Origin of the sequence: Rahnella sp. AA, assembly GCF_002834385.1 — a bacterium.
GTDB lineage: Bacteria > Pseudomonadota > Gammaproteobacteria > Enterobacterales > Enterobacteriaceae > Rahnella.
In genome coordinates this window covers 1-25,843 of sequence record NZ_PITQ01000002.1, presented here as the reverse complement: position 1 = coordinate 25,843, position 25,843 = coordinate 1, and the positions used below count along the sequence as shown (strand labels likewise).

Below are 25,843 nucleotides of genomic sequence, written 5' to 3'. Positions count from 1 at the left end.
TTTTTCCTGCTTTAACAAAGTGATGTTGAAATAATGAACTCGCCGCTACGCGCTGTTTCTGCGGGCGCATCGGCGGAATAATGATGTTCAAGATGTGCATACGTGCTGGGCGGAACAATGTCGCGGATGCGGGGCAACTGATGGGTTTTCAGCAATGCGCGAACCTCAGAAGCTGAAATCGCGATGCCACCGGCATGACGTTTACGCGGCAGTTCAATGACTGTCAGAGGTTTTGAGGCCGAACGGGACGGTGTTTCCAGCCAGTCGTGCATGTCGCAGTTGTACTGGTGCGTGACCGGGCAGAAGGGTTCGCTGCCGACAAAACGGTGAGTAATGCCCAGCGCTGGCGCGATATATTGGCGGAAAATCAGCAAATCCATCACGCTCCATGCCTGATTCACCAGCCCGGCCTCCTTGAGGAAATAGCCAGGAAATGTTGCACGGGAAATCAGATATTCCGAGCCGGCATGTACGGTGACATTAGGCATGTCCGCCACACCCTGACGCACCATTTCCAGACGTTCCTGAAACGGGAAATACGACACATCTTCGCTGACCACAAATACGTGTAACCAGTCGCAGGTCGCCGCTGCCTGCTCTGCCAGGTAACGGTGCCCGAGTGTAAAAGGATTCGCATTCATCACGACGGCACCGATGCGCTGGCCGCTGTGATAATGGCGCTGCAGGGAGCGGCAGTAATGGCTGATACCGACCGGCGTATTCTCCATGAGTACGGCAACGTCGTCCCATTGCACCAGCGGGTAAAATCCGCATCCACGAAAGCGTTCAAGGTTTGCCGGGCGGGTGTACAGAAACAGATGGAAATTGCCGCTCAGCACTGCCAGATTTTCGACTTCACCCAGTAATCTGGCACTGAGATTTTCCCCGCGCCAGTCTGCGGCAACCGCGACACATTTGATGGTATTGCTGACCAGACCGGCGCATCCAATCAGCCGGCGTCCGGAACAGGCCACGACGAACTGTTCTATGTCGTCATCCATGCCGAGCTGGCTTTGTTGCAACAAGGCGCGGATATCCTCCAGCATGCCTGCTGGCGGGTGGGTGGCAGAAATGACGTGAAAGTCCGGTTCGTCACGGCTGAACATAATGCGTTCCTGATATCGGGTGCTGATTAAAGCAATGTCGAAAGCGCCGGGCAGAGTGCCCGGCGGTGTTGTCGTGTTTCAATTTCTCAATGCGCTGCCGGGGCATGACTCACCTGACGATCTGCCGCCACAATCACATTGCTGAGATGACCAATCTTTTCGATTTCCACTTCAATACGGTCACCGGGTTTCATGAACAGCGGCGGCACACGTTTTTTGCCCACGCCTCCCGGAGAGCCGGTGATGATGACGTCGCCTGCGCTCAGTGAGGTAAAGGTGCTGATGTACTCAATCAGCTCGGCGACTTTGTGGATCATGCTGCGGGTGTTGTCGTCCTGAACCATATTGCCGTTGAGCCAGGTGCGGATCGCCAGCGCATGCGGGTCAGGAATTTCATCCGCCGTGGTCATCCACGGGCCAAAAGCACCGGTCTGACGCCAGTTTTTACCGGCGGTAAACCAGGTGTGCTGCCAGTCACGGGCGGATCCGTCCATGTAGCAGCTGTAGCCTGCAACGTGGGACAGGGCGTTTTCCCGCGCAATATTTTCGCCCGCAGAGCCGATGATGACGGCCAGCTCACCTTCATAATCAAACTCGACGGATCGGCTCGGTTTGATAATCGGAGAGGCGTGCCCGGTTTGAGAATCAGCAAAGCGGACGAACAGCGTTGGTGCAGGGTTATGCTGATCAAACTCTTTGCGTTTTTCTGCGTAGTTCATCCCGACGCAGAGAATTTTTTCCGGATTCTGGATGACCGGCAAAAACGTCAGGTCGTTAAAATCCAGATTGGCAGGCAGGGTTGTCAGTTCCTGAGCCTGAGGCAGTGCATTGCCTGCCAGCAGGGCTTTAAGATCCGGGTAACGCTGACCGAGATGACGACCGAGGTCGATCATGCCGTTCTCCGTTGCAATGCCGTAGGACTTGCGCCCCTGATAGAGATAACTTGCCAGTTTCATAATCTTGTCCTGAATAAAATCAATCTAAAAACATCCATGCATGTCGGATACGGTCAGACAAGGAAGTTACCGAGTACCAGCAACGCAACCGAGACGTTGATCGCCCCACCAATACGGGTCGCGATTTGTGCAAACGGCATCAGTTGCATGCGGTTCCCTGCTGTCAGGATCGCGACGTCGCCGGTACCGCCCTGGCCACTCTGGCAGCAGGACACGATGGCGACGTCGATCGGGTGCATACCAATTTTCTTGCCCACGAAGAAACCGGTGGCAACCAGTGCGCCGACGGTGCTGATGATGACCAGAAGATTGGAAAGGGTGAACGCGGCGACCAGTTCATTCCACGGGGTAATTGCAACGCCGACGGCGAACAGAATCGGATAGGTTACAGACGTCTGGAAGAACTTGTACACCACCTGCGAACCTTCCAGCAGGCGAGGCGAGACACCGTGTGCCAGTTTTAGCGCAACAGCCGCAAACAGCATGCCGACCGGTGCAGGCAGGCCAATCAGTTTGTGTAACAGCATGCCGACCATATAAAGCAGAACTGCCAGCAGGGCGCCTGCAGCAATGGTCGTGACATCGGTTTTACCACTGGTAGCCGACGGTGCGTTTTTGTCTGCGGTGGCATTTTTGGCGGAAGGCATAAGCTGGCCTTCACCGGTCAGGTGCGGGTAGCGTTTACCGAGCTGATTGAGTGAACCTGAGATAACAATGGCGGTCAGGCCACCGAGCATCACGATAGGCAGAATACGGCCCAGCGCTACGCCCTGATCCATATGCAGCAAGGTTGCGTATCCGATAGATAACGGAATTGCCCCTTCACCCACGCCACCGGCCATAATTGGCAGGATCAGGAAGAAGAAGATCTGGAAAGGCTCCATGCCCAGTGTCAGGCCAACGCCCATACCGACCAGCATGCCGACGACTTCGCCGCATAACATCGGGAAGAAGATGCGCATGAAGCCCTGAATAAGCACTTTGCGATCCATACTCATGATGCTGCCGACAATGATGCAGCAGATGTAGAGATACAGAATGTTGGTGCTTTTGTAGAATTTGGTGGTCGATTCAACCACCACATCCGGCAGCAGCCCGTAATAAACCAGTGCGGAAGGAATGAAAGTGGCGCAGATAGCTGCGGCTCCCATTTTCCCGATAAGCGGGAGGCGTTTGCCAAACTCACCGCAGGCAAAGCCAAAAAACGCTAACGTGGCGACCATCACCACAATATCGCTCGGCAGTTTGCCGTCCAGGCAGTCGATGGCGATAAGCACACCGGCCATCACAAACAGTGGCAAAGGAATAATGCCAATTTTCCAGGTGTCGAGAATGTGCCACCACTTTTCTTTTAATGAGAGCTGTTTTGCAGAAGCAGATTCTGCGGGAACAGAATAGGTGTCGTCGGTTGTACTCATGATGAATCCCCTGTGTCAATTTGTGCAGGGAGTGTATGAGAGTTAATCCCCGGTATTATGTGAGATGCCGCAAATTAAACGCGGTATTTTAAAGGAGTGAAAGGTTTTTATGGTTTTAATTAAATTAAAAGGCATTTATTAATATATCGGCCTGTGGTTTTTATGGTGTTATTTGTAATTATATTATTCCTGTTAATATATGGTGAAATACATGTTGTTAATAATGGGCATTGCTCTGCATGGCTTGTGGTGACTGATTTTGTTCTGCGGCACGTCTCGCAACTTTTGTTTTCAACGCTGGCGGGAATATTTCGAAATGGTAAAGTTTTGCCACTGTTATTATTATTTTTTAAATCATGGGTTCTCCTATGCGGTTCCGGTTCTCCTTTCAGATTAAGTTGTTTACTTACCTGGTTGTCTTATTCGTAACACTTTTTTCGATCGTGGGTATTTATTATTACCATGATATAGAGCGCCAGTTATATGAAGATATGGGGGTGCGGGCAAAAGTTCAGGCGGAGGAAATTGCACTTATTCCTTCTTTAATTTCGGCAGTTGAAAATAGGGATTTTTCAAAAATTAATAGTTTAATGAAGAATATTTCTGCGCACAGTGACGCCAGTTATATGGTGATTGGGGATGGCAACGCGGTACATCTGTTTCACTCAATCTATGCTGATCGTGTGGGCGAAATGCTGGTTGGTGGCGACAATACTGAGGTGCTGGCAGGGAAAAGTATCACCACTATCCGGCTGGGCGGCATCGGGTTGTCGCTGCGCAGCAAGGCACCGATTTTCAATGCGGAGGGTAAAGTTATCGGCATCGTTTCTGTCGGTTATCTCACCAGCCATATCAATAACCTGACGACAGAGAAAGTCATCAGTATTTTACTGACGGCGACGACGTTGCTGCTGGCGCTGTTCACCTTCTCCTGGTTTTTTTCCCGTTCTATCAAAAAACAGATGTTTTCGCTTGAGCCGCGGGACATTGGTCTGCTGGTTCGTCAGCAAAAAGCGCTGATGGAGTCTATTTACGAAGGGGTGATCGCGATTGATGAGCAATCCCGTATTGCTGTGATCAATCAGGCGGCTAAAAAGCTGCTGGGCCTGAATACGCCTTCGCGCGAATTGCGTGGACAGCCGCTTAAACACGTTGTTGCGCCGGTCAGTTTTTTTAATCCTCAGGTGATGCTGGAAAAAGATATTCACGATGAAATCTGCCTGTTTAATAACCTGACGGTAATTGCCAGCCGTGTGCGGATCATGCTCGAAAACCAGTTGCAGGGCTGGGTGATCACCTTCCGCGATTGCAGCGATATTGACCGGCTTAGTATTCAGCTCAGCCAGGTTCAGCGATATGCCGACAATCTGCGGGTGATGCGCCATGAGCAACTGAACTGGACTGCAACGCTTGCTGGTTTGTTGCATATGGGCCGTTACGACGAAGCGATCCGCTACATCGAAGCGCAGTCCGAAAGTGCGCAGGAATTGCTGGATTTCGTTTCTGCCCGATTCTGCTCGCCCCAGCTATGCGGGCTGTTACTGGGTAAATATGCCCGTGCGCGGGAAAAGGGCGTCGAGCTGGTTTTCGACCCGGCCTGCAGGTTAGCTCGCTTACCCGCAACGCTCAGTGAAACTGAGCTGATGTCGGTTATCGGAAATCTGCTGGATAACGCCATCGAAGCAACCCTGTTGCGCGGCTGTGAGGCTGAGCCGGTCGAGGTATATATCGTCTGTGCTGCGAATGAACTGGTGATTGAAGTCGCTGACCACGGTATTGGCATTGCACCAGAATGGCGGGAGCGAATTTTTTCACTTGGAGTGACTTCGAAGCCTGAAGGGGACCACGGGCTGGGGCTGCATCTGGTTGCCAGCTATGTCAGCCATGCGGGGGGAAGTATTGAGGTTTCAGATAACTCACCGACGGGAGCGGTTTTTTCTGTCTTTATCCCAAAAAACGCTAACGATATGACGACGGGCTGTGGGCCGGTATCCATCTGGCCGAAAGAACTGGAAGAGAGTAAATGATGCAAGCGGAAATGATTGACGTAATGATTGTGGAAGATGAAAACCAGCTGGCACAGTTATATGCCGAACTTATCGATAACCATCGCTGGTTACGGCTGGTTGGGGTTGCCTCTACGTTGCGAGAGGCAAGAGTGCTCATTGAAGAAAAGCGTCCGCAGTTGTTGCTGCTGGATAATTATTTACCTGACGGACAGGGCATCTCCCTGATTGAAAACGATCTGCTCAAGAAAACCAATTGCTCGGTGATTTTTATTACGGCAGCCAGCGATATGAATACCTGCAGTCAGGCGATCCGTTGCGGGGCTTTTGATTACATTCTTAAACCGGTTTCGTGGAATCGTTTGCAACAGTCGCTGGAGCGTTTTATCCAGTTTAGCCAGACCCAGCGCGCCTGGAAGGTTGTGGATCAGCAAAACGTTGACAGTTTATATCAGCTGCAGGCGAAGGATTTCACACCTAAAGCGGGGAATAAGGGTATTGAGGAAAATACCCTGAATCTGGTGGAAAGAATTTTTATGCAGGAGGCAGAGCGCTGCTTTTCGGTGGATGAGGTGGTAGGTGAAACAGGTCTGAGTAAAACCACTGCCCGGCGTTATCTGGAACACTGTGTGCAAAAAGGCGATTTGCGGGTGGAAATGCTCTACGGAAAAATCGGACATCCCCGCCGGATGTACCGGCGGGCGTAATGCGTTGTTTATCCGGTTTTTTTCACTTTAGGGTATTTCCACAGCCAGCGGCCGCTGGCCATACGCCAGTAGAAAAATATCCCACGTACAATCCAGTCGAGGAACATCCCGAGCCAGATGCCCACGACGCCAAAACCGAGGACGATGCCGAGGAAGTAGCCGAACACTATGCGACAGCCCCACATGCCGAGCATGGAGATATACATCGTGAAGCGGGCGTCGCGTGCGCCTTTCAGGCCAGCCGGTAAGACCCATGATGCAGCCCAGAACGGCATAAAGGCGGCATTCAGCCAGATGAGGATTTTAACGACGTCGATGACATCCTGCTCATTGGTATAAAACCGTGCGAGAACGCCGGCAAAGGGGACCGAAAGGAAGGCCAGTACGCAGAGGCCGAAGGTAGATAACCAGAATATATGACGCAACTGACGTTCTGACTGGGCGATTTGCCCCTTGCCCAGACGGGTGCCGACAATAATGGTCGAAGCTGACCCTAAGGCGTTCCCCGGCAGGTTAATCAGGGCGGCAATCGAGAAGGCGATAAAGTTACCCGCAATCACGTTGGTCCCCATGCCTGCGACAAATACCTGCGTCAGCAACTTACCGCCATTGAACAATACGGACTCAATACTGGCAGGGATGCCAATACCCAGCACTTCACGCAGAATATTGGTATTAAGCGGCAGGAAATAGCTTTTCAGCGAGATCTTCAGTGAGGGGTTAAAGCCAATCACCAGCACAAAAATAACGGCAATAGCGCCGACGTAGCGGGCGATGGTCAGCCCCAGACCCGCACCGATAAAGCCCAGACCGTGCCAGCCGAAGCAACCGTATATGAGCACGCTGCTGATGACCAGGTTGAGGATGTTCATCCCGCCGTTGAGCAGCATCGGGATCTTGGTATTACCGGCACCGCGCAGGGCACCGGAACCTATCAGCGCAATGGCTGCTGCCGGATAGCTCCAGCTACTCATTTGCAGGTACGAAAGCGCCATTTCTTTCACTTCGGGTTCAGCATTACCGGCAATCATATCGATAATGACATGCCCGGAAAACTGGAGAAGCACCGCCAGAAGGACGGCAAAAATAGTCATGATCGCCAGTGACTGACGCGCTGCCGCGCGGGCGCGCTCATGGTCGAGCTTGCCGAGACTGAAAGCAACCACCACTGTAGTACCCAGGTCGACGGCCGCGAAGAACGAGATCACGACCATATTAAAGCTGTCAGCCAGACCCACGCCGGCCATCGCCTCTTTGCCCAGCCAGCTGACCAGAAAAGTACTCAGTACGCCCATCAGCAGGACGCAGGCATTCTCAAAGAAAATCGGGACGGCGAGGGGCGTGATTTCGCGCCAGAACAAAGTACGGTAAGAACGCCGTTTGGGGTACCAGGGCGTGCGCTCGATGGCTTTGCGCAAAGAGACGATGACGTTTTGCAAGAGAATTCCAGAGTGGCAGAAAGTAGAACAGCGTTTTAAATTATGATGGTAAAAGACTTCGCATTATGCAAAGTCTTTTTCATCCAAAGCTCTAATTAAATTGTTAAAAAAGAATTAACGGAAAGGCGGTTCGTTAAAGGTACGCAATTTGCGTGAATGCAGATGATCCCCCTCGGCACGCAGCAGGTCGATGGCGCAGATGCCGATTTGCAGATGTTCGGAGATAGCGCCCTCGTAGAATTTATTCGCCTGCCCCGGCAGTTTGATTTCGCCGTGCAACGGCTTATCTGAGACGCATAACAATGTGCCGTAGGGAACACGGAACCGATACCCCTGTGCAGCAATTGTCGCACTTTCCATATCTACCGCAACCGCGCGGCTGAGATTAAAACGCAGTGCTGAAGCGGCATAACGCAGCTCCCAGTTGCGGTCGTCGGTCGTCACGACGGTACCGGTGCGCAGGCGTTGTTTGACTTCCTCGCCCGGCATGCCGCTCATCATTTTTGTGGCGTCATACAGTGCGCGCTGCACTTCGGCGATGCTTGGGATCGGGATGTCCGGCGGTAAAACCGCGTCCAGAACGTGATCGTCACGCAGATAAGCGTGCGCCAGCACGTAATCGCCAATCGACTGCGTTTCGCGCAGACCGCCACAGTGACCAATCATCAGCCAGACGTGCGGACGCAGAACGGCCAGATGATCACAGATGGTTTTTGCATTAGCCGGGCCGACGCCAATATTAACCAGCGTAATCCCTGCGCCGTCACGGGCAATCAGGTGATAGGCGGGCATCTGGTGTTTTTTCCACGCCAGATCAGAGACTGCCTGTTCCGGGTTTTGCGTCTCAGCGGTGATAAAGACGCTGCCCGCGCAGGCCAGCGCTTCATACGGGCTGTCCGGATCGGCGATTTGCGCACAGGCCCAGCTGACAAACTCATCAACGTAACGGGTGTAATTGGTGAAAAGCACATACGGCTGGAAATGTTCGATAAGTGTGCCGGTGTAATGACGCAGGCGCGCCAGTGAGAAATCGGCACGCAGTGCGTTGAAATGTGACAGCGGGAAAGTATCGCCCGGATATTGCAGGCCGTCAGCCGTTTCATCACCAATCTGCGACAATTCGGTCGTCGGGAAATGTTTGGCCAGCCCGGCGCTCATCGAGCGATCCAGCATTAAATCCGAACCGTCAATGACGTACGAATAAGGGATTTCCTGCTGCGATGGCACCACTTCAATCAGCGCGTCATATTCGTCTTCGAGCAGGGAAAGCTGTTCCAGCAGGTAATCGCGAAACAGCTCAGGATGGGTGATCGTGTTGGCGTAGCGGCCCGGATGCGAAAAACGGCCATAGGCCCGCGTCGGATTTTTGGCAGGTGTGACGCCGTCCCAGCTGACGCGTAATTCAGGATACACAAATAATCCGGCAGCGCGTGCACCGGCGTCAGGCAACGTTCCCTGAACGATGAAATCCTTAATGGCATCCCGCAGTGCGGCCACTGAGCTGTTGTACATTTCTTCGAGCTTCTCAATCGCCTGTGAAGCGGTGAGGGACTGGTTATCCATACGCTTTTCCTTTGTGCTTCGTTCATCATCATTCGTTCTAAATATGGCGTGTCTGGCCGGTGCCGCCAATGTTTTATTGATGGGTAGTTGCCGGATGATGGTTTTATGAGCGAAGAGTGAGAGGCAGTCAGCAACAGCATGGGGATTCTGATGTCACTATTCGGGTTTAATTAATCGCTATAAAAAATTGAGTTAGTAGAAATTTTTAGCAATAGATTAGGTTCATCAATACCTTACTGGATCTCCCTGACGGCCATATTATGATACGCATAGCATTATCTTACTTCCCGGCAGAGGAAAACTGATGATGAAAAAGAAAAGACAAAATTTAAGTTTAAACAGGAGTGTTTCGATTGAAACGTTTTATGGGAATTATCGGGGTTTTGTTATTAGCAGGCTGCTCAACACTTTCTACAATACATGACTACAATAAGAACTTAACGGATTATACTGGGGATAAAAAAGCGGGAATTGCATTTAATATTGATTTTAGTCAGGTCAGGGTATATCCGGAAACTAAAGACTGCGTTGATTTATATTCGAAGAATAATGGTTTTGTACCGCGAAGTATTTTTGAGAATAGTGGATTATCTGAGAGTAAAAAAAATAGGCATTCCTGAAGCTGAAGGCATGAGAAAAGGCAGTCAGGAATTTTGGGTCAGCACCAATCACAACCTCGCGATAAGAGTGCTCTATACCGGTAAAACCGGCGCTAAGAATTTCTTTGCGCCTAAAATTGCTGTTTCGGAGAGCATCATTGCTTTCAAACCTCAGCCTGGTGCTTTCTATTATGCAACGGTGGATTTTCATAATCAGGATCCCGAAACAGGGAAATATCTGAGGGTCTATCAGATTGTTAATGATAGTGCAGGCAGGAAACAGCTTAAGCATGTGGACATATTGAATATTCAAAACTGCGCCGGACAACAACCCTGGTTTACAAAAGGCACAGCCGTCATTTAATCTTTTTGCTTGTATGAATGAGTTTGATTGTTAGTTATCCGCGCATAATACCCGCCAGTTTCCCGACGGGTATTGTACAAAGGTTTCCAACGATATTTACCCGGCATGCGGGCGGATAACGCGTTTTTGCGCCATGTCGAGCGTCAGCCCGTCGCCGGGAATAATATTTTTTAGCGCATCATATTGCTGGCAGAGAAACGCGATACCGGCCTCGCGGGCAATAATTGCGCTGTGGGAAACGTCACTTCCCGCACGCAGGCAAATGCCTTTAATCTGCTGTGTATCGAGCTGCAAAACCGTTGAGGGAAAAATGTCGTCGGCGATAATAATTGCGGGCCAGATGATGGCCGGTTGTGCGACGGATTTTCCCGACAGATGCGCCAGTGTGCGGTTTCGCAAATCTTCGATATCGATATAACGCGCCTGCAAATAGCTGTCGTTGAGCTGACGATACTGTTTACTGAGATCTGTCATAACGGAATCCCACGACCACGAGGCGCTGCAATATTTTTCGCTGATGATCCGGCATGCCTCTTCATATAAATCGGCATCATCAAGCAGCATATGGTGGCCGGAAAAGATGGCGGCTATATCAGCGGAGTATTTTTCTTCGGCCAACACGGTAAGCGCGTTCAGGTCGTCAAGCGTCAGTTCGATGGCGCGCATTAAATTGCGCTGTTCCTGCAAAACGTCCGCACAGGGTTGCAGGCCGGGTAACTGATGCGGTAAATCCCACAGCACGGCGCTGCCTTCCACGCGGGTAAGGGGAGGGGCAGGCGCAGGGTTTTCTGCTTTCGCGATCTCCGCGCTTTCGCCAAAATCTTCGGCCGCCAGCGCGGTAAATGCGGCCAGCGCGGCGTCTGCCTGCGGTCCGCGGGCCAGCAATTTCAGTGTGTCATTGCAACGCACCTGCAACAGCGCGATCTGGTTGATGTTATCTGGCGTCGCCCGTTTTCCGCCCTTTTCTAAAACCAGTTCGGCATCAAAACCGGCAAGTGCGGACACCAGACGCGAAGCGGGGCGAACGTGCAAACCGTTCGTATTTCGGATAACCACTGTCACAGACAGCGCGTCGCGGTCATCGGCAAAAGAAGCCGCCTCCGGCGATGGCGGCGTCTGCGGTGCTAAACCCAGCTGAACACGTTTTGCCTCGAGGGCATTCATCGCATCGCTAATCACTTTGTCGATACCGGCACCGGCAGCCGCACTGACCGTAGCGGCCAGCGTGCCTTCGACCAGCGGTGCCGCACACAGCCTGACTTTGGCGGCAATCGCCGGATCCAGCAAGTCCAGTGCGGTCTCGGCGCTCAGCAGCGCGCTGCCTATGTCCATCATCACCAGTACATGATCGGTGTCGGCGACGGACTCAATGGCTTCCATCACTTTAATCGGGTCCGTACCAATCGGATTATCCGTATCGTCAATACCGGCGGCGATAGCCAGCTTGCAGCCATCGCCTGTCAACATTTGCCGGGCCAGCTCCCCGACGCCCTGGCCCAACCGGGCACTATGAGAAACGATCACCAGGTTTACCATCGCGTTATCCTTGCTCTTTAGCTGCGGCTGCCAGCATCTGAATCATAAACATTACGGATGTTGCCCCCGGATCCTGATGTCCGATGCTGCGCTCACCCAGATAGCTGGCGCGACCTTTGCGCGCCTGCATGGTGATGGTGGCGTGTGCGGCGGCTTCGGCCCGTTCGCAGGCGGCGTCCAGTGCGGCAATTACGGACAAATGCTGTTCGCACGACTGACGCAGCGAATCAACCACCGGCAGCCAGACGTCGCACATCGTTTTATCGCCGGGTTCCGCTTTACCCCGGCTGACAACACCTTCCGCGCCTTCACGGATCATCCCGGTCAGCTCTTCCAGCGTCAGGCTCTGATGCGCCTGGGTCACCGCCGCGGCGCGAATAAAGAACGTCCCGAGCAGCGGGCCGCTGGCACCGCCGACGTTAGAAAGCAGCGTCATACCGGTGTTTTTGAGGATAAAGCCAATGTCTTTATCCGCAACAGAGGGCAGCTTTTCCACCACTTTGCTGAAACCACGGTGCATGTTCAGGCCGTGATCGGCATCGCCGATTTCTTTATCCAGCCCGGTCAGGAAATCGCTTTCCCGGGTGAAGATATCGCCGCAGCGGTAGAGCCAGCTGACGATTTGTGTTCTGTTTAGTGACATGCGTTGCTCCTTATTTTCCCCAGTTCAGGCCAGGGGTATGTACCGGCGCATCCCACAGCGCCAGCGTGTCGTTATCGGCTTTCAGCAGCGTGATGGAAAACCCTGACATATCCAGAGACGTACAGTACGCACCGACCAGCGTGCGTTCGATGTGGATACCGGCCTGCAGGCAGCGGTATTCCAGGCGGTTGTAAACGCCATAAAGTTCGGACAGGGGGGTAGCACCCAGATTGTTGACCAGCGCAATAACGCGATCCCCGTTGCTCAGCGCCTGCTTACCTTGCCGTACATCCTGCCAGTTGCCTTGTGCGGGATCCCACTGACGCAGCGTGCGGCTGTAAGTACCGTTTTCCAGCAACGTATCGAACATTTCATCAACAGTCTGGTCGAGAGAAGCGAAGCGACGGCGGTCGATGCCCGGTTCGCCGTGGATCCCGACGCCGAACTCCATTTCGTCATCTTTGAGCGTGAAAGAGGGTTGCCCGGCAGCGGGCACGGTACATGCGCCGAGAGCGATACCGATGGAATGGCCGAGATTATTGAGCTTTCGCCCCAGTGCGGCACAGGCTTCCAGCGAATCCCCGCGTTCAGCGGCGGCACCCACCAGTTTTTCGATGAGAACGGTGTTGGCAACGCCGCGCCGCCCGGCGGTATACAGGCTGTCTTTTACCGCAACGTCATCATCCACCACCACCGTGGAAACTTTTACGCCGCTTTCGTGCAGCAGTTCTGCGGCCGTTTCGAAATTAAGGATATCGCCGGTGTAGTTTTTGATGATCAGCAGAACGCCTTCGCCGCCGTCAATGTGCTGCGCGCATTCGAACACTTTGTCCGGCGTCGGGGAGGTGAAGATTTCACCAGGACATGCACCGGATAACATCCCCTGACCAATGAAACCGCAGTGCATCGGTTCGTGACCGCTGCCGCCGCCGGAAAGCAGCGCCACTTTGCCAGCCACGGGGGCATCGGCGCGGGTGACATAAACGGGATCCTGATGCAGCTTCAGTTCGGGGTGGGCCTTGACCAGCCCGCTCAGCTGTTCACTCAGCACATCTTCTACACGGTTAATGAGCTTTTTCATTATGCGTACTCCGTCGGAGGTTATCTGATGCTGCCCCTTATGCGCGGTGGCAGTCATCATGCGTAGGGTTACCGGGCATTGTTGCCGACCCGGTAGAATGATTCTGGATGAATAAACAGCAAAAGGAATTACGGAGAAACAGGTTCCAATATGGAACATGAAACAGGCATTTTTGTTTCTGAACGGAACATTTTCGGAAAGGGAAAGGCAAAACTGGGATGCAGCGCTATTTTCCCGCAGGTTTTCGCGGCAATGATACGGGCGCGGGAAAACGATTTTTGTGGTTTTGCGTTTCATCAGGGAACGCATTGTTTTTTCGAAAATTTCAAATCAGGGCAACTGCGGGAAAGGTTATGACAAGCCTGGAACAAGATGCGGGAAAAGAAGAAACGCCTTCGCTTATCGCGCGGTCATGGCAGCGCTGCGACCGGTTTATGCCGCGCGAAGGCTGGCAGCCGCCGCATCAGGCGCAGGGGCTGACGTTTGAATCGATTTGCCGGCGTAAAACGACGCTGCTGACCATCGGCCAGGCGGCGCTGGAAGATGCCTGGGAATACATGGATAACCGGCCTTGTGCACTGCTTATTCTGGATGAATCGGCCTGTATTCTGTGCCGTTGCGGTCATCCGCAGACGCTGGCGCAACTGGCGGATTTAGGTTTTCTGGCCGGCAGTTATTGCGCTGAAAGCATTATCGGGAGCTGCGCATTGTCGCTGGCGTCCTTGCTGGGTCAGCCGGTAAAAACCAGCGGCGCACAGCATTTCAAACAGGCGCTTCATCCGTGGTCATTCAGCACCACGCCGGTATTTGATAACCACGGACGGCTGTCGGGTTCGATCTCCCTGTGCTGCCTGAATGAACAGCAGGCGTCGTCCGATTTGTCCCTGACGCTGGCCGTCGCCCGCGAGGTGGGTAATTCGCTTATTACCGACAGCCTGCTGGCGGAGTCGAACCGGCATCTCAGTCAGATGTACGGCCTGCTGGAAAGCATGGACGACGGCGTAATGGCGTGGAACGAGCAGGGCATTTTGCAGTTTCTGAATGTTCAGGCTGCCACGCTTTTACATCTGGATGCGCAGGTCAGCCAGGGGAAGAACCTCAGCGAGCTGGTGACGCTGCCTGCGCTTTTGCGCCGCGCCATCAAACAGGCGCGCGCGCTTAATCACACCGAGGTCACGTTTGAAAGCCAGCGTCAGTTTATCGACGCCGTCATTACTCTCAAGCCGATCGTGGAAGAGCAGGGGATAAGCTTTATTATGCTGCTGCATCCGGTGGAGCAAATGCGCCAGCTGATGACCAGCCAGCTTGGCAAAGTCAGCCATACTTTCGGGCAGATGCCCGCCGGTGATCAGGAATCGCGCCGGTTAATCCATTTCGGACGCCAGGCAGCGCGGGGGAGTTTTCCGGTACTGTTATGCGGGGAAGAGGGCGTGGGCAAAGAGTTGCTCAGTCAGGCTATTCACAATGAAAGCGAATGCGCCGACGGCCCGTATATTGCGGTGAACTGCCAGCTTTATGCCGACAATGCGCTGGCACAGGATTTCATGGGTAACGCGCCCACCGATGATACCAAAGGCCGGCTCAGCCGTCTGGAGCTGGCCAACGGCGGCACGTTGTTCCTGGAAAAAATAGAGTATCTGGCGCCGGAGTTGCAGTCGGGGCTATTGCAGGTGATCAAACAGGGCGTGCTGACGCGGCTTGATGCGCGGCGGCTGATCCCGGTCAGTGTCAAAGTGATTGCGACCACGACGGTGGACCTTTCTGCGCTGGTTGAACAAAACCGCTTCAGCCGCCAGCTTTACTATGCCCTGCATTCATTCGAGATTGTTATCCCGCCGCTGCGGGCGCGGCGCGGCAGCATTCCATCGCTGGTGCATAACCGGCTGCGCAGCCTGGAAAAACGCTTCGCGTCAAAACTGAAGCTTGACGACGACGCGCTGGCGCAACTGGTGGCCTATTCCTGGCCTGGTAATGATTTTGAGCTCAGCAGTGTCATTGAAAATATCGCCATCAGCAGCGAAAATGGCCGTATACGCCTGAGCCATCTGCCTGAATATTTATTTTCCGAACGTCTGGCGGGTGATAACCCGTCAACGCTGATGCCCGCCAGCCTCACGTTTTCCTCAATCGAGAAAGAAGCCATTATCCACGCAGCCCGTGTCACCCGCGGGCGGATCAGGGAAATGTCTCAACTGCTCAACATCGGGCGAACCACGCTGTGGCGAAAAATGAAACAATACGATATTGATGCCAGCCAGTTTAAACGCAGTCATTCGAACTGATTGCGGCTAAATTTGCAGGTATAATCCAGGAAATTATTCAGCGGATTTAGAAACGAAGATGACAAAACTCACCTTACAAGAGCAGTTGCTAAAAGCAGGGCTCGTGACCAGCAAAAAAATGGACAAAGTCCAGAGAACGGCTAAAAAATCTCGCGTTCAGACGCGTGAGGCGAGAGCCGCTGTCGAAGAAAACAAAAAAGCCCAACTTGAGCGTGACAAGCAGCTTAACGAACAGCAAAAACAAGCCGCCTTGTCGAAAGAGTATAAAGCGCAGGTGAAACAGCTGATTGAAATGAACAGGATCGACATTTCAAAAGGCGATATTGGTTTTAACTTTACCGATAATAATCTGATTAAAAAGATGTTCGTCGATAAGACAACGCAGGCTCAGCTCATTAACGGGCGTCTTGCGATTGCCCGCCTGGTCGCAGATAAGAGCGGCGAAAGTGAATATGCGATTATCCCCGCCAGCGTCGCTGATAAAATTGCGCAGCGTGATGCAAACAGCATCGTGTTAAACAGCGCACTGAGCCAGGAAGAACAGGACGAGGAAGATCCGTATGCTGATTTCAAAGTGCCTGATGATTTGATGTGGTAATCCCTTTCGCTCCCGGAACGGGCGGGCACACAAGGCGTCCATGATCAAAAAGCCCGCTTAAGTTTCCTTGAGCGGGCTTTTTTGCAGGCGTTCTGCCGGTCAGTGTGGCTGTGGCGCCTTCATAAATATCGCTGTAAGGGCCGAGAGCAAACAGCCCGCCATCAGATAAAGAGCCACGTAATGCCATTCACCCCCGGATAACGTCAGTAACGAGGCGGCAATAAAAGGCGTAAAGCCACCCCCCACCACGCTCGCCACCTGATAACCCACGCCCGCACCGCTGTAACGGTAACCGGCACCAAACATTTCCGTAAACATAGGTTGCTGGACACACACCACCATATCGTGGGCGATATTTGCCAGCATCAGCGAGAAAACCACCACGCCGGCAATGGAACGGGCATCCAGCGCCATAAAGAAGGGAAACGCGCTCAGCGCACCGACAAATGCGCCGGTGATGTAGATTCGGCGACGCCCGAAGCGATCGGCCATCCAGGCGAATAGCGGGATCGTCAGGCAACTGATACCGCCGATCAGCAGCCCGATATTCAGAAACAGCTCACGGGACAGCCCCAGATTATGCGTTGAATAGTTAAGTGCAAACGCGGTGACGATGTACATCGTCAGCAATTCACACAGACGCAGGAGGATGATTTTCAAAAATGCGCCAGGGTGGCGTATCAGCGCTTCAAACACGGGTAGACGTTTTTTGGTCTGTTTAGGCTGCTCAACCAGAGCACGTTCGAACTCGACGGATTCTTCCATACCGTTACGGACCCAAAGCGCGCCCAGCACCAGCACGATGCTGAACAGGAACGGCAAACGCCAGCCCCAGCTCAGGAACTGCTCGTTGGTGGTCATGCTGCTTATCAGTGATACCAGCCCGGTCGACAACAACAGGCCTACGCCGTACCCCATCTGGATCCCGCTGCTGTAAAACGCTTTCTTGCCGGAGGGCGCACTTTCAACGGCCAGCAGTGCCGCGCCGCCCCATTCGCCGCCCACGGCAAACCCCTGGATCGCGCGCAAAGTCACCAGCAGGGCAGGAGCCCACCAGCCAATGGCGGAAAACGAAGGGAGAATACCGATACATGCGGTGGCTATGCCCATAATCCAGACGGTCATCATCAGCATTCGTTTGCGGCCCAGACGGTCGCCGAAATGGCCGAAGACAATACCGCCGAGAGGGCGGAACAAAAAACCGACGCCAAAAGTGGCAAAAGCGGCCAGCGTACCCATCGCCGGGTCGACCTGCGGAAAGAATTCACTGTTAAATACCAGCGCTGCGGTGATGCCGTAGAGCAAAAAATCGAACCAATCGACCACCGCACCGGCGAAACTGCCCCAGGCAGCACGGCGTGCGCGGTTAACTGAAGGTGTCTCCTTATCGGGGCGGGGGGTAATGAGCGTGGAGTCCATAATTGTTCTGTCCGTTCCTCAAATTTCTAAAATTTCTAGTTATTAAAATAGGTAAAAAATGCCGACATCTTAAGCAGCAAAATAAAAGCCGCTACAGAGACTACAGCGACAGCCGCCAGGTTAAAACGCTTTTGCAAAGCAGCCTGCACGAAAGGGGGAATTTAACTCAGGGAACGGGGATGCGCAGTTAATTATCCGGTGACGGAGGAGAAACGAAGAGAAGGCGTGCGTTGCACAGCGGCATAGGATGTTAGCGTGGCTTAACTTGCTCCCCTGAGAAGGGAGCAGAATATTATCTCGTCGAAGAATTCCACGAGTCACGCTTTGCTAAACGACCACTCAGGCGGTGGTGTTGATATTGCGTCCGATCGCCGGGTTAGCAGGCAACTGAGGGATCGACTCAATCAGGCTGCTTGCCGCAGACTGCTGGTTATCCAACGTTTTCTTTAGCATGAGGTTATTCACCTTAGTGCTGAGATCCAGATTATTAAGACCGGTGGCCAGTGACGCAATTTGCGATACATCCATTTTGCTCTCCTGTTCAATACAACGAAAAAGGAACTGCTCGTGGCCTGAAGCTGGCCTTGCAGTGTTATCGGCATTTTCCCGAGCAACTTTAGCGGGAAGTTGCACCGCTTTCAGAACGGGCTGGCATTGCGGGCTTTAAACCGTTCCCCGCTGATGGGATGGATAAAATCCAGCTCACTGGCGTGCAGCATCAGTCGCGGTATCTGTCCGGTACCCGGCAACAGACGGCCGCCATACAGGTCGCAGCCCAAAATAGGGTGACCCAGCTGCTGGCAATGGATACGAAGCTGATGCGTGCGCCCGGTTTCCGGGATGAGCTGTACCCGCGTCAGTGGCAGCGGCACGCCATCTTCCCGTTCCCGATAAAAGCGCTCAATGACCCGATAGCCGGAGCGGGCGGGTTTGCCGTGGATTTCACAAATCGACATCAGCGGGAACAGCGCGGGGTCTTTTGCAATCGCTGCGTCTATTATCCCTTCGTCGTGATCCAGATGCCCGCATAACAGCGCGCTGTAGACTTTGGTCACCGTGCGCTGGCTGAACTGCTGACAAAGCGCGGCATTTATCGCCTTATTGCGGGCAATCACCATCAGCCCGGAAGTCCCGAAGTCAAGGCGGTGGACCAGCGTACAGCCGGGGAATATCTTCACCAGGCGGTGATGCACTGAATCCAGATTTTGCGGGTTTTTACCCGAAAGGCTGAGCAACCCTGCGGGTTTATTGATAATCAGCAGATGGTCATCCTGACTGAGGATCTCTATCTCGTCATGGCATGGCGGGGCAATAAAGGTATCGGTGATCGTAGACATCAGGCTGCCGGATAGGGAGTGGGAGCGGATAATACCGAATTTCCCGCTGGCAGACTATTATTTCAACTCTGCCAGAGGCTCCATTATGTCAGTATAAATTTGATTACCATCCACAGGAGACAGACCCCTATTATGATCTGCACAATCCGGAAACCCCATCTGCAATAGCGCCAGGCATGACGTTCACTGGCGTCAGCCGAGGCTATCGACGGATCGGCGTTATATCTTTTTTCTTTTGGCCTGAAATCCAGCCAAACCGAAACAATTGCGGCTAATGCGGAAAAAATCTTGAGAAGTATCTGGCCGTCCATGATTAAGTCCCGTCTGTAAATATCATAACTAACATATCTGAATCGACATGATTTCGTACAGCGGATTCTTTTTATAAGAAAGGCCACAGCGGGACGTCATGGGTAAACAGGGGCGGTAGTTAGATTGCCTCAAACACCCGTGTAATTAGATAATAGTGTATGGTTATGAGTTGGAGATATGATGAGCATCGATTCCATTTTTACACCATATTTCATAAATTTTATCATCACGGACTTTGTATATTGTTATTGAAAATGGCGTATTCAGGCCAGAGACATTTTCCAGGTCAATGAGTAAATCATCTAACACAATTCTGGATATTATCTTAACGTCTAAATCCTGATGGGAGAATATTTTTTCCTGATGATTCTTTATCACTTCCGCCTTACCGTTAAGAACCACTGTCCAATCATCGATTTTTATGAATTTTATATCCTCATGGTAGAAAGAAACCAGTCCTTCAATATCTTTTTTGGTGTAAGCATCCAACTGTTTGTCTATCAAATCTATTATCGACATATTACCTCTGGTTGTTTAATAGTCTCTTATTTGCAGGTTCACGGTTTATTCGTCGTGAAATTTTTTGTTGTGCATAAATACTAATAATAATAAAAATTAATGCGGTGATAACATTAAAAGAGAAAGCATCACCCGATATGAACACCCCGATAAATACACCTACGACCGGAGATATGAGCACTGAATAACTCGCGGATTCAGCTCCGTAATGAGTAATAAGGTTATTCCAGAAAAGAAAAGCCAGACAACTTGCTATCCCGCAGACAAATAGCAATGCAGAAATTCTAAGCATGCCAGCACTTTCCAATTTCATCATGAGTCGCTGATGGTCAATGAAGTAATCAAAAAAAACCATAGTAATCATAGAACCAAAGAACATTTGTGTCATGAATGGAAAAATACCTGCTGAATGTTGTTTAAATTTCCCTATTAAGATATTCCCAATACTCCAGATAATTGCGCTAATAATAATAATTATCTCTCCGGTACCGAACTTAATGTTAAAGTCATTAAGCGAGAAAACAGCTAAGGCTGCAAAAAAAGCAGGTAAGAGCAGGGCAGGGTGATGCCAGTCCCGGTTAATAATAAATAAAATTACAGAGGTTATTGCTGGCATTATATAAATAATCACTAATGCTGTAGAACTATTTATATGGTTAAGGGAAAGTACATTCAGCGCCGGAACCATCGCCATAACTGGAAAACTGATCACACACCCTAATAAAAGTGACCTGATACGATTAAACTCTGATCTGAACTTAAAAAGAAAAAGCAAAGTAAGTACCATTCCCAAAAGACCAGAGATAAACCTGACTTCGTAAGGCGTAAAGTCCATCAATACATACTTGCTGATGGGGAAATTTACTCCCCATATTATCGCCAGTAGAGATATTAATAAATTTTTCTTATTCATACACAAAAACGTCTTCCTCCTTTAATATGAATTAATAATACTGGGTTACTATATATGTGCGTGGTTATCACTGATATATATCCACAATAGCCGCAAAAATTTAACTTGCGCTCTAACCGGGCCAATCATGATGATCGAGATCAATTTTTTTTATTGTGGGGTTTTGATTCTGCAACCGTTGTAAAAAACGGTTTAATGTTTTATTAAAACCCTGCTCGGCATTGTATAATTTTAACGCGCAGTCCTTCAACTGTCAGTTTTCCCAACGACTTAGAGATAAATTCTCTGCCATTTTCTATCTGTAACCGGGCCGGTATACTGTGCTACATTTGCTTCAGGCGTTAGAAGATGAGTTAATATACCGGTTCGCCACGACCAGGTAGTCACCCACTGTTCTGCACCTGCTCAACATGAAAGATTTCACTAAAGTTAATATTGATACATAAGGGAATATGATAGTGAGTAATGACATTTATTTCGAAAATAAATGCAGGAAATGGTTCGTTATCGCTGTGATATGCATTTTAATGGGCTGCTGGTTCTGGTATATGTTGTGGGCATCAGGTATTTCTAAAAACACGATTTTACAAAAATCGGTACCTGAATGGATAACGTATATTTCATTTGGCGCGTTTATTGGCTGCATTAGTTTTGTGCGTGCTTGTTATCTGCGCACTTTCAACAAGACATTAAAATATCTTTTTAACGCTTTCTCCGGCGGTTTTTGTCTGGGATTTGTGCTGATCCTAAACTGTTATGATGTCTATGTTTATCTTTTTCCTGACAAAGTGATTGGCTATGAGTCTGAATATGAAGTTGTCTTCCCTGGGCCGTCAAGAGGCAAGTATGGCCATTGTGAGGCAGGTATCTGGCTAAAAGATCAAAACACCTCCAGATGGATTCAGCTCTGTACAAATAAAGATTATCTTTACGCCCACCACAAACAAGGGATGACAGGAGTATGGGTAACGGCTCGTGTTAATAAAATCGGAACGTATATTGTGAAATATGAATTTATCTACAGGTGAATAAAATCGCCTGAAATGATTCATAATGACTCTGGTAGTGATATCATTTTTTCTGTGCAAATAAGTGATAGTGGTTAAATACCCGCTCCTCGCGCGGATATTCAGGACTATGAGCTTGTCCGCTTAGTGTCATGGGCGGATGGTGCATGTGTTGAGGTGGGCTATGTAGCCATAGGCAGAACAGTACGTTGGTATTGATGACTCGTGAAAATTAATTTTCTTTGTGAATTTGATCTCTAAGGATTTCTGTGAATTCTTTACGCTTCCTTGTAGCCCATTCAGCTTTGATTGAGAGCATTAAACTATATTGTTTTCGGAAATAAATATCCCTGAATTCCTTTTCAGGTGTGCTTTTTAATGCCGCATACTTGGAAGCCAAACCAACCACACCACACTCGACAAACCAATAAAGGATCTCATCATCACTGAAGGTGATTTTACGTTCTATTTCGGTACCTCTTTCATTGATAATGAAATGATATTCTTTGCCATGAATTTCCAGATATGGAGTCGCCACACCATCAGGTCTGTCAGGGATGATGAAGTAATGATTAGGTCTTATTCCTCCTCCAATTCGCTCACCGATTGCGAGAAGTTCTGCTCGCAGCACTTCAATGTTTTTCATCGATTTTTTCTGTTAACCATTTATCCCAAACATTCTTTGCTTCGATACTCTGACTATTAGCTATGAGCCGCTTTATCGTACAAATAGCTGCGTGAGTCTGATTTATAGGCAAGTTACAGAGCAGTTCAAAGAGAGTGTTGAGGATTCATATCATGCCTTTCTGCCGGTTACAAGAGCGAGCCTGACTATGGGTATTGGCTCGGGTAGGGGAGTATTTAGAACTGTTCAAGCATTAGCGCTATAAACGCACGTACAGCAGGGTTTGAACGACGACTCTCATGCCAGACGGCTGAAATATTATGCCGTTCTACAGAAAAATCCGTTAATACGGGAATTAACTTATGGCTCTCTACCAAAGAAGACGCCATAAAACTCGTTGCCATTCCTATTCCGGCACCGGCTACAACGGCCGCGATAACGGCTTCGCTCGCATCGACGATGACAGCAGATGAAGGCACAATTTCGATTTCCCGTTCACCAACCCTGAACGGCCAGCGAAAAATCTGCCCTGTATTTTGGTAACGCAGATTGACCGTTTTATGCCCTGTAAGGTCATTCGGATGTTTTGGCGCAGGGGACTTGGCCAAATATTCAGGCGAAGCATAACAGCCCATCTGATAGGGCGAAAGGCGACGCGACAGGAGATTTGAATCCGCAAGATCGCCGAGACGGATGGCGATATCAATACTCTCATCAACGAGATTTATCACATGATCGCTCAACCGTAAATCAATCGTCACTTTTGGGTAAAGTGCGCAAAACTGTGGGAGAACAGGGGCGATCATATGCAGGGCGATCGGAAACGATGCGGCAATGCGTAATGTCCCCGCGAGCTCTGCACGCGAACGCATTGCTACCTGCTCAAGCTCATCCGCATCGCGCAGTAACCGCAGAGCTCGTTCGTGCAGTTCACGGCCTTCAGCAGTCAAAACCAGTGAGCGTGTGGTTCGGGTGAATAAAGTGACGCCAAGACGCTGCTCCAGGCGCTGGATACTTTTACTGATCGCTGAAGGCGAAACTGACAGCGAGCGGGCAGCGGCGGTATAGCTACCGAGAGCTCCCGCGCGCGCGAATGCAATAAGACCCGTGAGTCTTTCAAAACCTATTTGTTCCTTCATGGCAACATTAAAGCGAAATGGAGCCCCATTATCAATCATGAATATTAGCCATATTATCTGTCCACGAAATCCCTTTGGAGTGAGATTGTAATGGCTGAAATGATGAAAGCAGTACAACTGCATGAGTTTGGTGGCCCGGAAATGCTGCAGTATGAAGATGTTCTCAGGCCAGTTGCGGGAGATGACGAAGTACTTGTGCGTGTGTATGCGGCCAGTCTTAATCCGCCGGACTGGTATTTGCGTGAAGGTTTTCGGGCGCTTCCGCCTGAATGGTGGCCCAATCCGGTCTTTCCACTCATCCTGGGGACTGATGTATCAGGTGTCGTTGCAGCAGTCGGCAAAAATGTCTCCGAATTCAGCATTGGAGATGAAGTTTATTCAATGGTGCGTTTTCCAGAAGAGGTAATGAGAGGCAGCGGTGCCTATGCCGATTATGTGAGTGTTCCGGCGTCTGAGCTGGCATTAAAACCTCAGGGAATCGAACATGCCCTGGCTGCGGGTGCTCCGATGTCACTGCTCACGGCCTGGCAGTTCCTGGTCGAACTGGGGCATAACGCACCCAATCCATTCCAGCCATTCCCGCATAAGCCAGTGCCACTGGAAGGCCGGACAGTGCTGGTCAATGGTGCCGGGGGAGGTGTGGGGCACTTTGCGGTTCAGATTGCCAGGTGGAAAGGTGCACGAGTGATTGCCGTAGCTTCTTCCCGCCATGAGGTGTTTTTACGCGGCCTGGGCGCAGATGAGTTCATCGACTACTCCAAAATAGCCGTCGAGACCGTAGTTAAAAATGTCGATCTCGTCATTGACGCTGGTGGAGGTGCGAACATGGAGCGCTTTCTGAGCACGATCAAACAAGGCGGAGCACTGTTTCTTGTGAATCCTTTGGGGTTTTCCGGGCAGGATGAGGCCGGCGAAAAAGGAATTACTGTTTCAACAACACAGGTACGATCCAGTGGTATGCAACTATCAGAAGCGGGTCGCCTTTTGGAGAAGGGAATTATCCGGGTCGTCATTGATAGTACCTACCCGCTGGCAATGGCCGCAGCTGCGCATAAGCGCGTTTCATCAGGAAGTATTCAGGGCAAAATTGTGCTCACAAACTTCTGAATATGGATGGGTCAAACAAACCTGGTTCCGTTTGAGAGCGTTTCGTTATTACGAGCGCAGTCTGCTCTTCGCTCAGAGCAGACCTTCAGTTCAGTCCGATGGTCTGCTGTGTGCCAGAAACGGACGTTGCCACATCACCAAATACTCAATGGAATGCTCAAACTGGTACTGGAGGCACTTATACTAGCAAAGGTAATCCTGCTAACTGGGTTTCTTATGAAGTAAGAGACGGAGTGAGAGTAAGGAGAGTAAGGGTTGTTTATCAACCAGCCACAGGAAAGGTTGTTACAGCTTCTCCTGATAATGCGCCAGTGCCAAGTAGCTTTAAAAAAATACAAGGTAATTAAATGACTGAATTAGATGAAAAAATAAAATATTTTGGCAGTCTTTTTAAGAATCGCCTAGATAATGAATTACTTCAGGATGCAATTAATTATGTAGATCATGGTGAGAGGGGATTAGCCTTCGAAACAGTTTGTGATCATCTAAGTGAATATGAGGTACCGATAAACAAGGCAGAATATGATTTAGCTATATTTATTTGTAATGGGCTTAAAATAGATGCTGATGATATTAGTTTAAGACATTTAAAAGCATTAATTACATGATAGGGGATTCGGCCTGCGGCCACAGCAGAAAGGCTTTATGCCCATCCGGCTGCATCAGGCTGCGCCGGGTCACAGTCGCAGGCTCCTTCTCGTCTCGCCCGTTTACGCCACCCGCCCCAGTTATGTGTGTTCATGCAAAGTCAAACCCCGGTCTGGCAGGTGTGCCACAGAGCGCCGTGCCGTCGCTTGCGGGCCTCGCTGACCTGCTCCTCGTTGATTATCATTTTGTATGTAAGCATTGCGGCACTCAGTTTGTATTAGGAGCTGAAACATATCATGGCAGTGGTGGCTATTGGTCACCCGAGAATGAAAAACCATACGCAACATATGACGAAATATCGTCCTTGGTAGCCAAGACTAGTTGTTGTGGACTGCTTTGGGCCAAGGGCGGACGTGGCCAACTTTATCCTTTGTTAAATAAAGAGGAGCAGGTGTAGTGGTCAACAAAAACTGGCCACAGCTTTAGAGTTTTTCCAGAACAATCGTTCTGATTCATTCGGCGTCAAACCACCATTATATTGATGAGGTCTGAGCTGGCTGTAATATCCTGTGATGTAAT

The 25,843-nt window shown here is 50.7% G+C and carries 24 protein-coding genes; 9 read left to right on the top strand and 15 right to left on the bottom strand.

What is annotated here, in order from left to right:
- Window positions 1–11 precede the first annotated feature (11 nt).
- The 3 genes from citC to CWS43_RS04995 form a co-directional block, all read right to left on the bottom strand.
- The gene (gene citC, locus CWS43_RS05005) at window positions 12–1,106 is read right to left on the bottom strand and encodes a [citrate (pro-3S)-lyase] ligase (RefSeq protein WP_101075835.1); all 1,095 of its coding nucleotides are present in this window, start codon (window positions 1,104–1,106) and stop codon (window positions 12–14) included.
- A gap of 86 nt (window positions 1,107–1,192) precedes the next feature.
- Window positions 1,193–2,062, bottom strand: coding sequence for a fumarylacetoacetate hydrolase family protein (locus CWS43_RS05000; protein ID WP_101075834.1), 870 nt, complete (start codon window positions 2,060–2,062; stop codon window positions 1,193–1,195).
- A 53-nt stretch (window positions 2,063–2,115) separates the two neighbouring features.
- Complete coding sequence (locus tag CWS43_RS04995) at window positions 2,116–3,480, bottom strand: 2-hydroxycarboxylate transporter family protein (RefSeq protein ID WP_101075833.1); 1,365 nt, start codon at window positions 3,478–3,480, stop codon at window positions 2,116–2,118.
- Between the two features lie 368 nt (window positions 3,481–3,848).
- On the opposite strand from CWS43_RS04995, the gene CWS43_RS04990 reads away from it, so the two are divergent.
- Both CWS43_RS04990 and CWS43_RS04985 read left to right on the top strand, forming a co-directional pair.
- Window positions 3,849–5,507, top strand: a complete 1,659-nt coding sequence (locus CWS43_RS04990; RefSeq protein WP_101075832.1) for a sensor histidine kinase — start codon at window positions 3,849–3,851, stop codon at window positions 5,505–5,507.
- Window positions 5,507–6,193 (top strand): response regulator, encoded by a 687-nt coding sequence (locus tag CWS43_RS04985; protein ID WP_198555796.1) that lies wholly within the window; start codon window positions 5,507–5,509, stop codon window positions 6,191–6,193. The genes CWS43_RS04990 and CWS43_RS04985 overlap by 1 nt, the downstream gene beginning before the upstream one ends.
- Before the next feature lie 8 nt (window positions 6,194–6,201).
- Here CWS43_RS04985 and CWS43_RS04980 read toward each other — a convergent pair whose 3' ends face one another.
- Both CWS43_RS04980 and CWS43_RS04975 read right to left on the bottom strand, forming a co-directional pair.
- Window positions 6,202–7,632 (bottom strand): EmmdR/YeeO family multidrug/toxin efflux MATE transporter, encoded by a 1,431-nt coding sequence (locus tag CWS43_RS04980; protein ID WP_101075830.1) that lies wholly within the window; start codon window positions 7,630–7,632, stop codon window positions 6,202–6,204.
- 114 nt (window positions 7,633–7,746) lie between these two features.
- Complete coding sequence (locus CWS43_RS04975; RefSeq protein WP_255414154.1) at window positions 7,747–9,240, bottom strand: AMP nucleosidase; 1,494 nt, start codon at window positions 9,238–9,240, stop codon at window positions 7,747–7,749.
- Window positions 9,241–9,548: 308 nt separating this feature from the next.
- Between CWS43_RS04975 and CWS43_RS27495 the strand changes: the two genes are divergently transcribed.
- Window positions 9,549–9,815: a hypothetical protein gene (locus CWS43_RS27495; RefSeq protein WP_232776701.1), complete on the top strand. Its 267-nt coding sequence runs from the start codon at window positions 9,549–9,551 to the stop codon at window positions 9,813–9,815.
- Window positions 9,816–9,825: 10 nt separating this feature from the next.
- Window positions 9,826–10,158, top strand: a complete 333-nt coding sequence (locus CWS43_RS27490) for a hypothetical protein (protein ID WP_232776699.1) — start codon at window positions 9,826–9,828, stop codon at window positions 10,156–10,158.
- Window positions 10,159–10,254: 96 nt separating this feature from the next.
- On the opposite strand, the gene dhaM is transcribed toward CWS43_RS27490, so the two are convergent.
- From dhaM to dhaK, 3 genes are read right to left on the bottom strand one after another with little or no spacing between them, the layout of a single operon-like run.
- On the bottom strand, window positions 10,255–11,694 hold the full coding sequence (dhaM, locus tag CWS43_RS04965) for a dihydroxyacetone kinase phosphoryl donor subunit DhaM (protein WP_101075828.1): 1,440 nt from the start codon (window positions 11,692–11,694) through the stop codon (window positions 10,255–10,257).
- A gap of 4 nt (window positions 11,695–11,698) precedes the next feature.
- A complete protein-coding gene (gene dhaL, locus CWS43_RS04960; RefSeq protein WP_101075827.1) occupies window positions 11,699–12,337 on the bottom strand; it encodes a dihydroxyacetone kinase subunit DhaL in 639 nt (212 codons plus the stop codon).
- A gap of 10 nt (window positions 12,338–12,347) precedes the next feature.
- Entirely contained in the window at window positions 12,348–13,418 is a 1,071-nt protein-coding gene (gene dhaK / locus CWS43_RS04955; protein WP_101075826.1) for a dihydroxyacetone kinase subunit DhaK, read from the bottom strand.
- Between the two features lie 353 nt (window positions 13,419–13,771).
- Here dhaK and dhaR point away from each other — a divergent pair, with 353 nt between their 5' ends.
- Together dhaR and CWS43_RS04940 are read left to right on the top strand one after the other, a co-directional pair.
- A complete protein-coding gene (gene dhaR, locus CWS43_RS04945) occupies window positions 13,772–15,700 on the top strand; it encodes a dihydroxyacetone kinase operon transcriptional regulator DhaR (protein ID WP_101075824.1) in 1,929 nt (642 codons plus the stop codon).
- A 58-nt stretch (window positions 15,701–15,758) separates the two neighbouring features.
- Window positions 15,759–16,298 carry a DUF2058 domain-containing protein gene (locus CWS43_RS04940; RefSeq protein WP_101075823.1) on the top strand — a complete coding sequence of 180 codons (540 nt, stop codon included), beginning with the start codon at window positions 15,759–15,761 and terminating at the stop codon, window positions 16,296–16,298.
- A gap of 99 nt (window positions 16,299–16,397) precedes the next feature.
- Here the strand turns inward: CWS43_RS04940 and shiA are convergent, their stop codons facing one another.
- The 5 genes from shiA to CWS43_RS04910 form a co-directional block, all read right to left on the bottom strand.
- A complete protein-coding gene (shiA, locus tag CWS43_RS04935) occupies window positions 16,398–17,717 on the bottom strand; it encodes a shikimate transporter (RefSeq protein WP_101075822.1) in 1,320 nt (439 codons plus the stop codon).
- 339 nt (window positions 17,718–18,056) lie between these two features.
- Window positions 18,057–18,245 (bottom strand): YjfB family protein, encoded by a 189-nt coding sequence (locus CWS43_RS04930; protein ID WP_101075821.1) that lies wholly within the window; start codon window positions 18,243–18,245, stop codon window positions 18,057–18,059.
- A 110-nt stretch (window positions 18,246–18,355) separates the two neighbouring features.
- Entirely contained in the window at window positions 18,356–19,054 is a 699-nt protein-coding gene (locus CWS43_RS04925) for an RluA family pseudouridine synthase (RefSeq protein WP_101075820.1), read from the bottom strand.
- Window positions 19,055–19,528: 474 nt separating this feature from the next.
- Window positions 19,529–19,885 (bottom strand): hypothetical protein, encoded by a 357-nt coding sequence (locus CWS43_RS04915; protein WP_101075818.1) that lies wholly within the window; start codon window positions 19,883–19,885, stop codon window positions 19,529–19,531.
- 1 nt (window position 19,886) lies between these two features.
- A complete protein-coding gene (locus CWS43_RS04910) occupies window positions 19,887–20,798 on the bottom strand; it encodes a DMT family transporter (RefSeq protein ID WP_101075817.1) in 912 nt (303 codons plus the stop codon).
- Between the two features lie 527 nt (window positions 20,799–21,325).
- Here CWS43_RS04910 and CWS43_RS04905 point away from each other — a divergent pair.
- Complete coding sequence (locus CWS43_RS04905) at window positions 21,326–21,826, top strand: hypothetical protein (RefSeq protein WP_369825852.1); 501 nt, start codon at window positions 21,326–21,328, stop codon at window positions 21,824–21,826.
- Between the two features lie 211 nt (window positions 21,827–22,037).
- On the opposite strand, the gene CWS43_RS04900 is transcribed toward CWS43_RS04905, so the two are convergent.
- Window positions 22,038–22,451 carry an Imm63 family immunity protein gene (locus CWS43_RS04900; protein WP_101075816.1) on the bottom strand — a complete coding sequence of 138 codons (414 nt, stop codon included), beginning with the start codon at window positions 22,449–22,451 and terminating at the stop codon, window positions 22,038–22,040.
- A 215-nt stretch (window positions 22,452–22,666) separates the two neighbouring features.
- Window positions 22,667–23,569 (bottom strand): LysR family transcriptional regulator, encoded by a 903-nt coding sequence (locus CWS43_RS04895; RefSeq protein ID WP_101076447.1) that lies wholly within the window; start codon window positions 23,567–23,569, stop codon window positions 22,667–22,669.
- 90 nt (window positions 23,570–23,659) lie between these two features.
- Here CWS43_RS04895 and CWS43_RS04890 point away from each other — a divergent pair, with 90 nt between their 5' ends.
- Window positions 23,660–24,676, top strand: coding sequence for an NADP-dependent oxidoreductase (locus CWS43_RS04890; RefSeq protein ID WP_101075815.1), 1,017 nt, complete (start codon window positions 23,660–23,662; stop codon window positions 24,674–24,676).
- Between the two features lie 347 nt (window positions 24,677–25,023).
- The gene (locus tag CWS43_RS04880) at window positions 25,024–25,284 is read left to right on the top strand and encodes a MafI family immunity protein (protein ID WP_101075814.1); all 261 of its coding nucleotides are present in this window, start codon (window positions 25,024–25,026) and stop codon (window positions 25,282–25,284) included.
- Window positions 25,285–25,843: the final 559 nt, after the last annotated feature.

Excerpts from the sequence above, each read along its gene's own strand:
- CWS43_RS04930 (WP_101075821.1), bottom strand. The coding sequence starts at position 18,245 with ATGGATGTATCGCAAATTGCGTCACTGGCCACCGGTCTTAATAATCTG.
- CWS43_RS04880 (WP_101075814.1), top strand. The coding sequence starts at position 25,024 with ATGACTGAATTAGATGAAAAAATAAAATATTTTGGCAGTCTTTTTAAG.
- CWS43_RS04915 (WP_101075818.1), bottom strand. The coding sequence starts at position 19,885 with ATGTCGATAATAGATTTGATAGACAAACAGTTGGATGCTTACACCAAA.
- CWS43_RS04995 (WP_101075833.1), bottom strand. The coding sequence starts at position 3,480 with ATGAGTACAACCGACGACACCTATTCTGTTCCCGCAGAATCTGCTTCT.
- CWS43_RS27490 (WP_232776699.1), top strand. The coding sequence starts at position 9,826 with ATGAGAAAAGGCAGTCAGGAATTTTGGGTCAGCACCAATCACAACCTC.
- shiA (WP_101075822.1), bottom strand. The coding sequence starts at position 17,717 with ATGGACTCCACGCTCATTACCCCCCGCCCCGATAAGGAGACACCTTCA.
- CWS43_RS04910 (WP_101075817.1), bottom strand. The coding sequence starts at position 20,798 with ATGAATAAGAAAAATTTATTAATATCTCTACTGGCGATAATATGGGGA.
- dhaK (WP_101075826.1), bottom strand. The coding sequence starts at position 13,418 with ATGAAAAAGCTCATTAACCGTGTAGAAGATGTGCTGAGTGAACAGCTG.
- CWS43_RS04890 (WP_101075815.1), top strand. The coding sequence starts at position 23,660 with ATGGCTGAAATGATGAAAGCAGTACAACTGCATGAGTTTGGTGGCCCG.
- CWS43_RS04925 (WP_101075820.1), bottom strand. The coding sequence starts at position 19,054 with ATGTCTACGATCACCGATACCTTTATTGCCCCGCCATGCCATGACGAG.
- CWS43_RS05000 (WP_101075834.1), bottom strand. The coding sequence starts at position 2,062 with ATGAAACTGGCAAGTTATCTCTATCAGGGGCGCAAGTCCTACGGCATT.
- CWS43_RS04990 (WP_101075832.1), top strand. The coding sequence starts at position 3,849 with ATGCGGTTCCGGTTCTCCTTTCAGATTAAGTTGTTTACTTACCTGGTT.
- CWS43_RS04905 (WP_369825852.1), top strand. The coding sequence starts at position 21,326 with ATGGGCTGCTGGTTCTGGTATATGTTGTGGGCATCAGGTATTTCTAAA.
- dhaL (WP_101075827.1), bottom strand. The coding sequence starts at position 12,337 with ATGTCACTAAACAGAACACAAATCGTCAGCTGGCTCTACCGCTGCGGC.
- CWS43_RS04900 (WP_101075816.1), bottom strand. The coding sequence starts at position 22,451 with ATGAAAAACATTGAAGTGCTGCGAGCAGAACTTCTCGCAATCGGTGAG.
- CWS43_RS04895 (WP_101076447.1), bottom strand. The coding sequence starts at position 23,569 with ATGAAGGAACAAATAGGTTTTGAAAGACTCACGGGTCTTATTGCATTC.
- dhaR (WP_101075824.1), top strand. The coding sequence starts at position 13,772 with ATGACAAGCCTGGAACAAGATGCGGGAAAAGAAGAAACGCCTTCGCTT.
- CWS43_RS04985 (WP_198555796.1), top strand. The coding sequence starts at position 5,507 with ATGCAAGCGGAAATGATTGACGTAATGATTGTGGAAGATGAAAACCAG.
- citC (WP_101075835.1), bottom strand. The coding sequence starts at position 1,106 with ATGTTCAGCCGTGACGAACCGGACTTTCACGTCATTTCTGCCACCCAC.
- CWS43_RS04940 (WP_101075823.1), top strand. The coding sequence starts at position 15,759 with ATGACAAAACTCACCTTACAAGAGCAGTTGCTAAAAGCAGGGCTCGTG.
- dhaM (WP_101075828.1), bottom strand. The coding sequence starts at position 11,694 with ATGGTAAACCTGGTGATCGTTTCTCATAGTGCCCGGTTGGGCCAGGGC.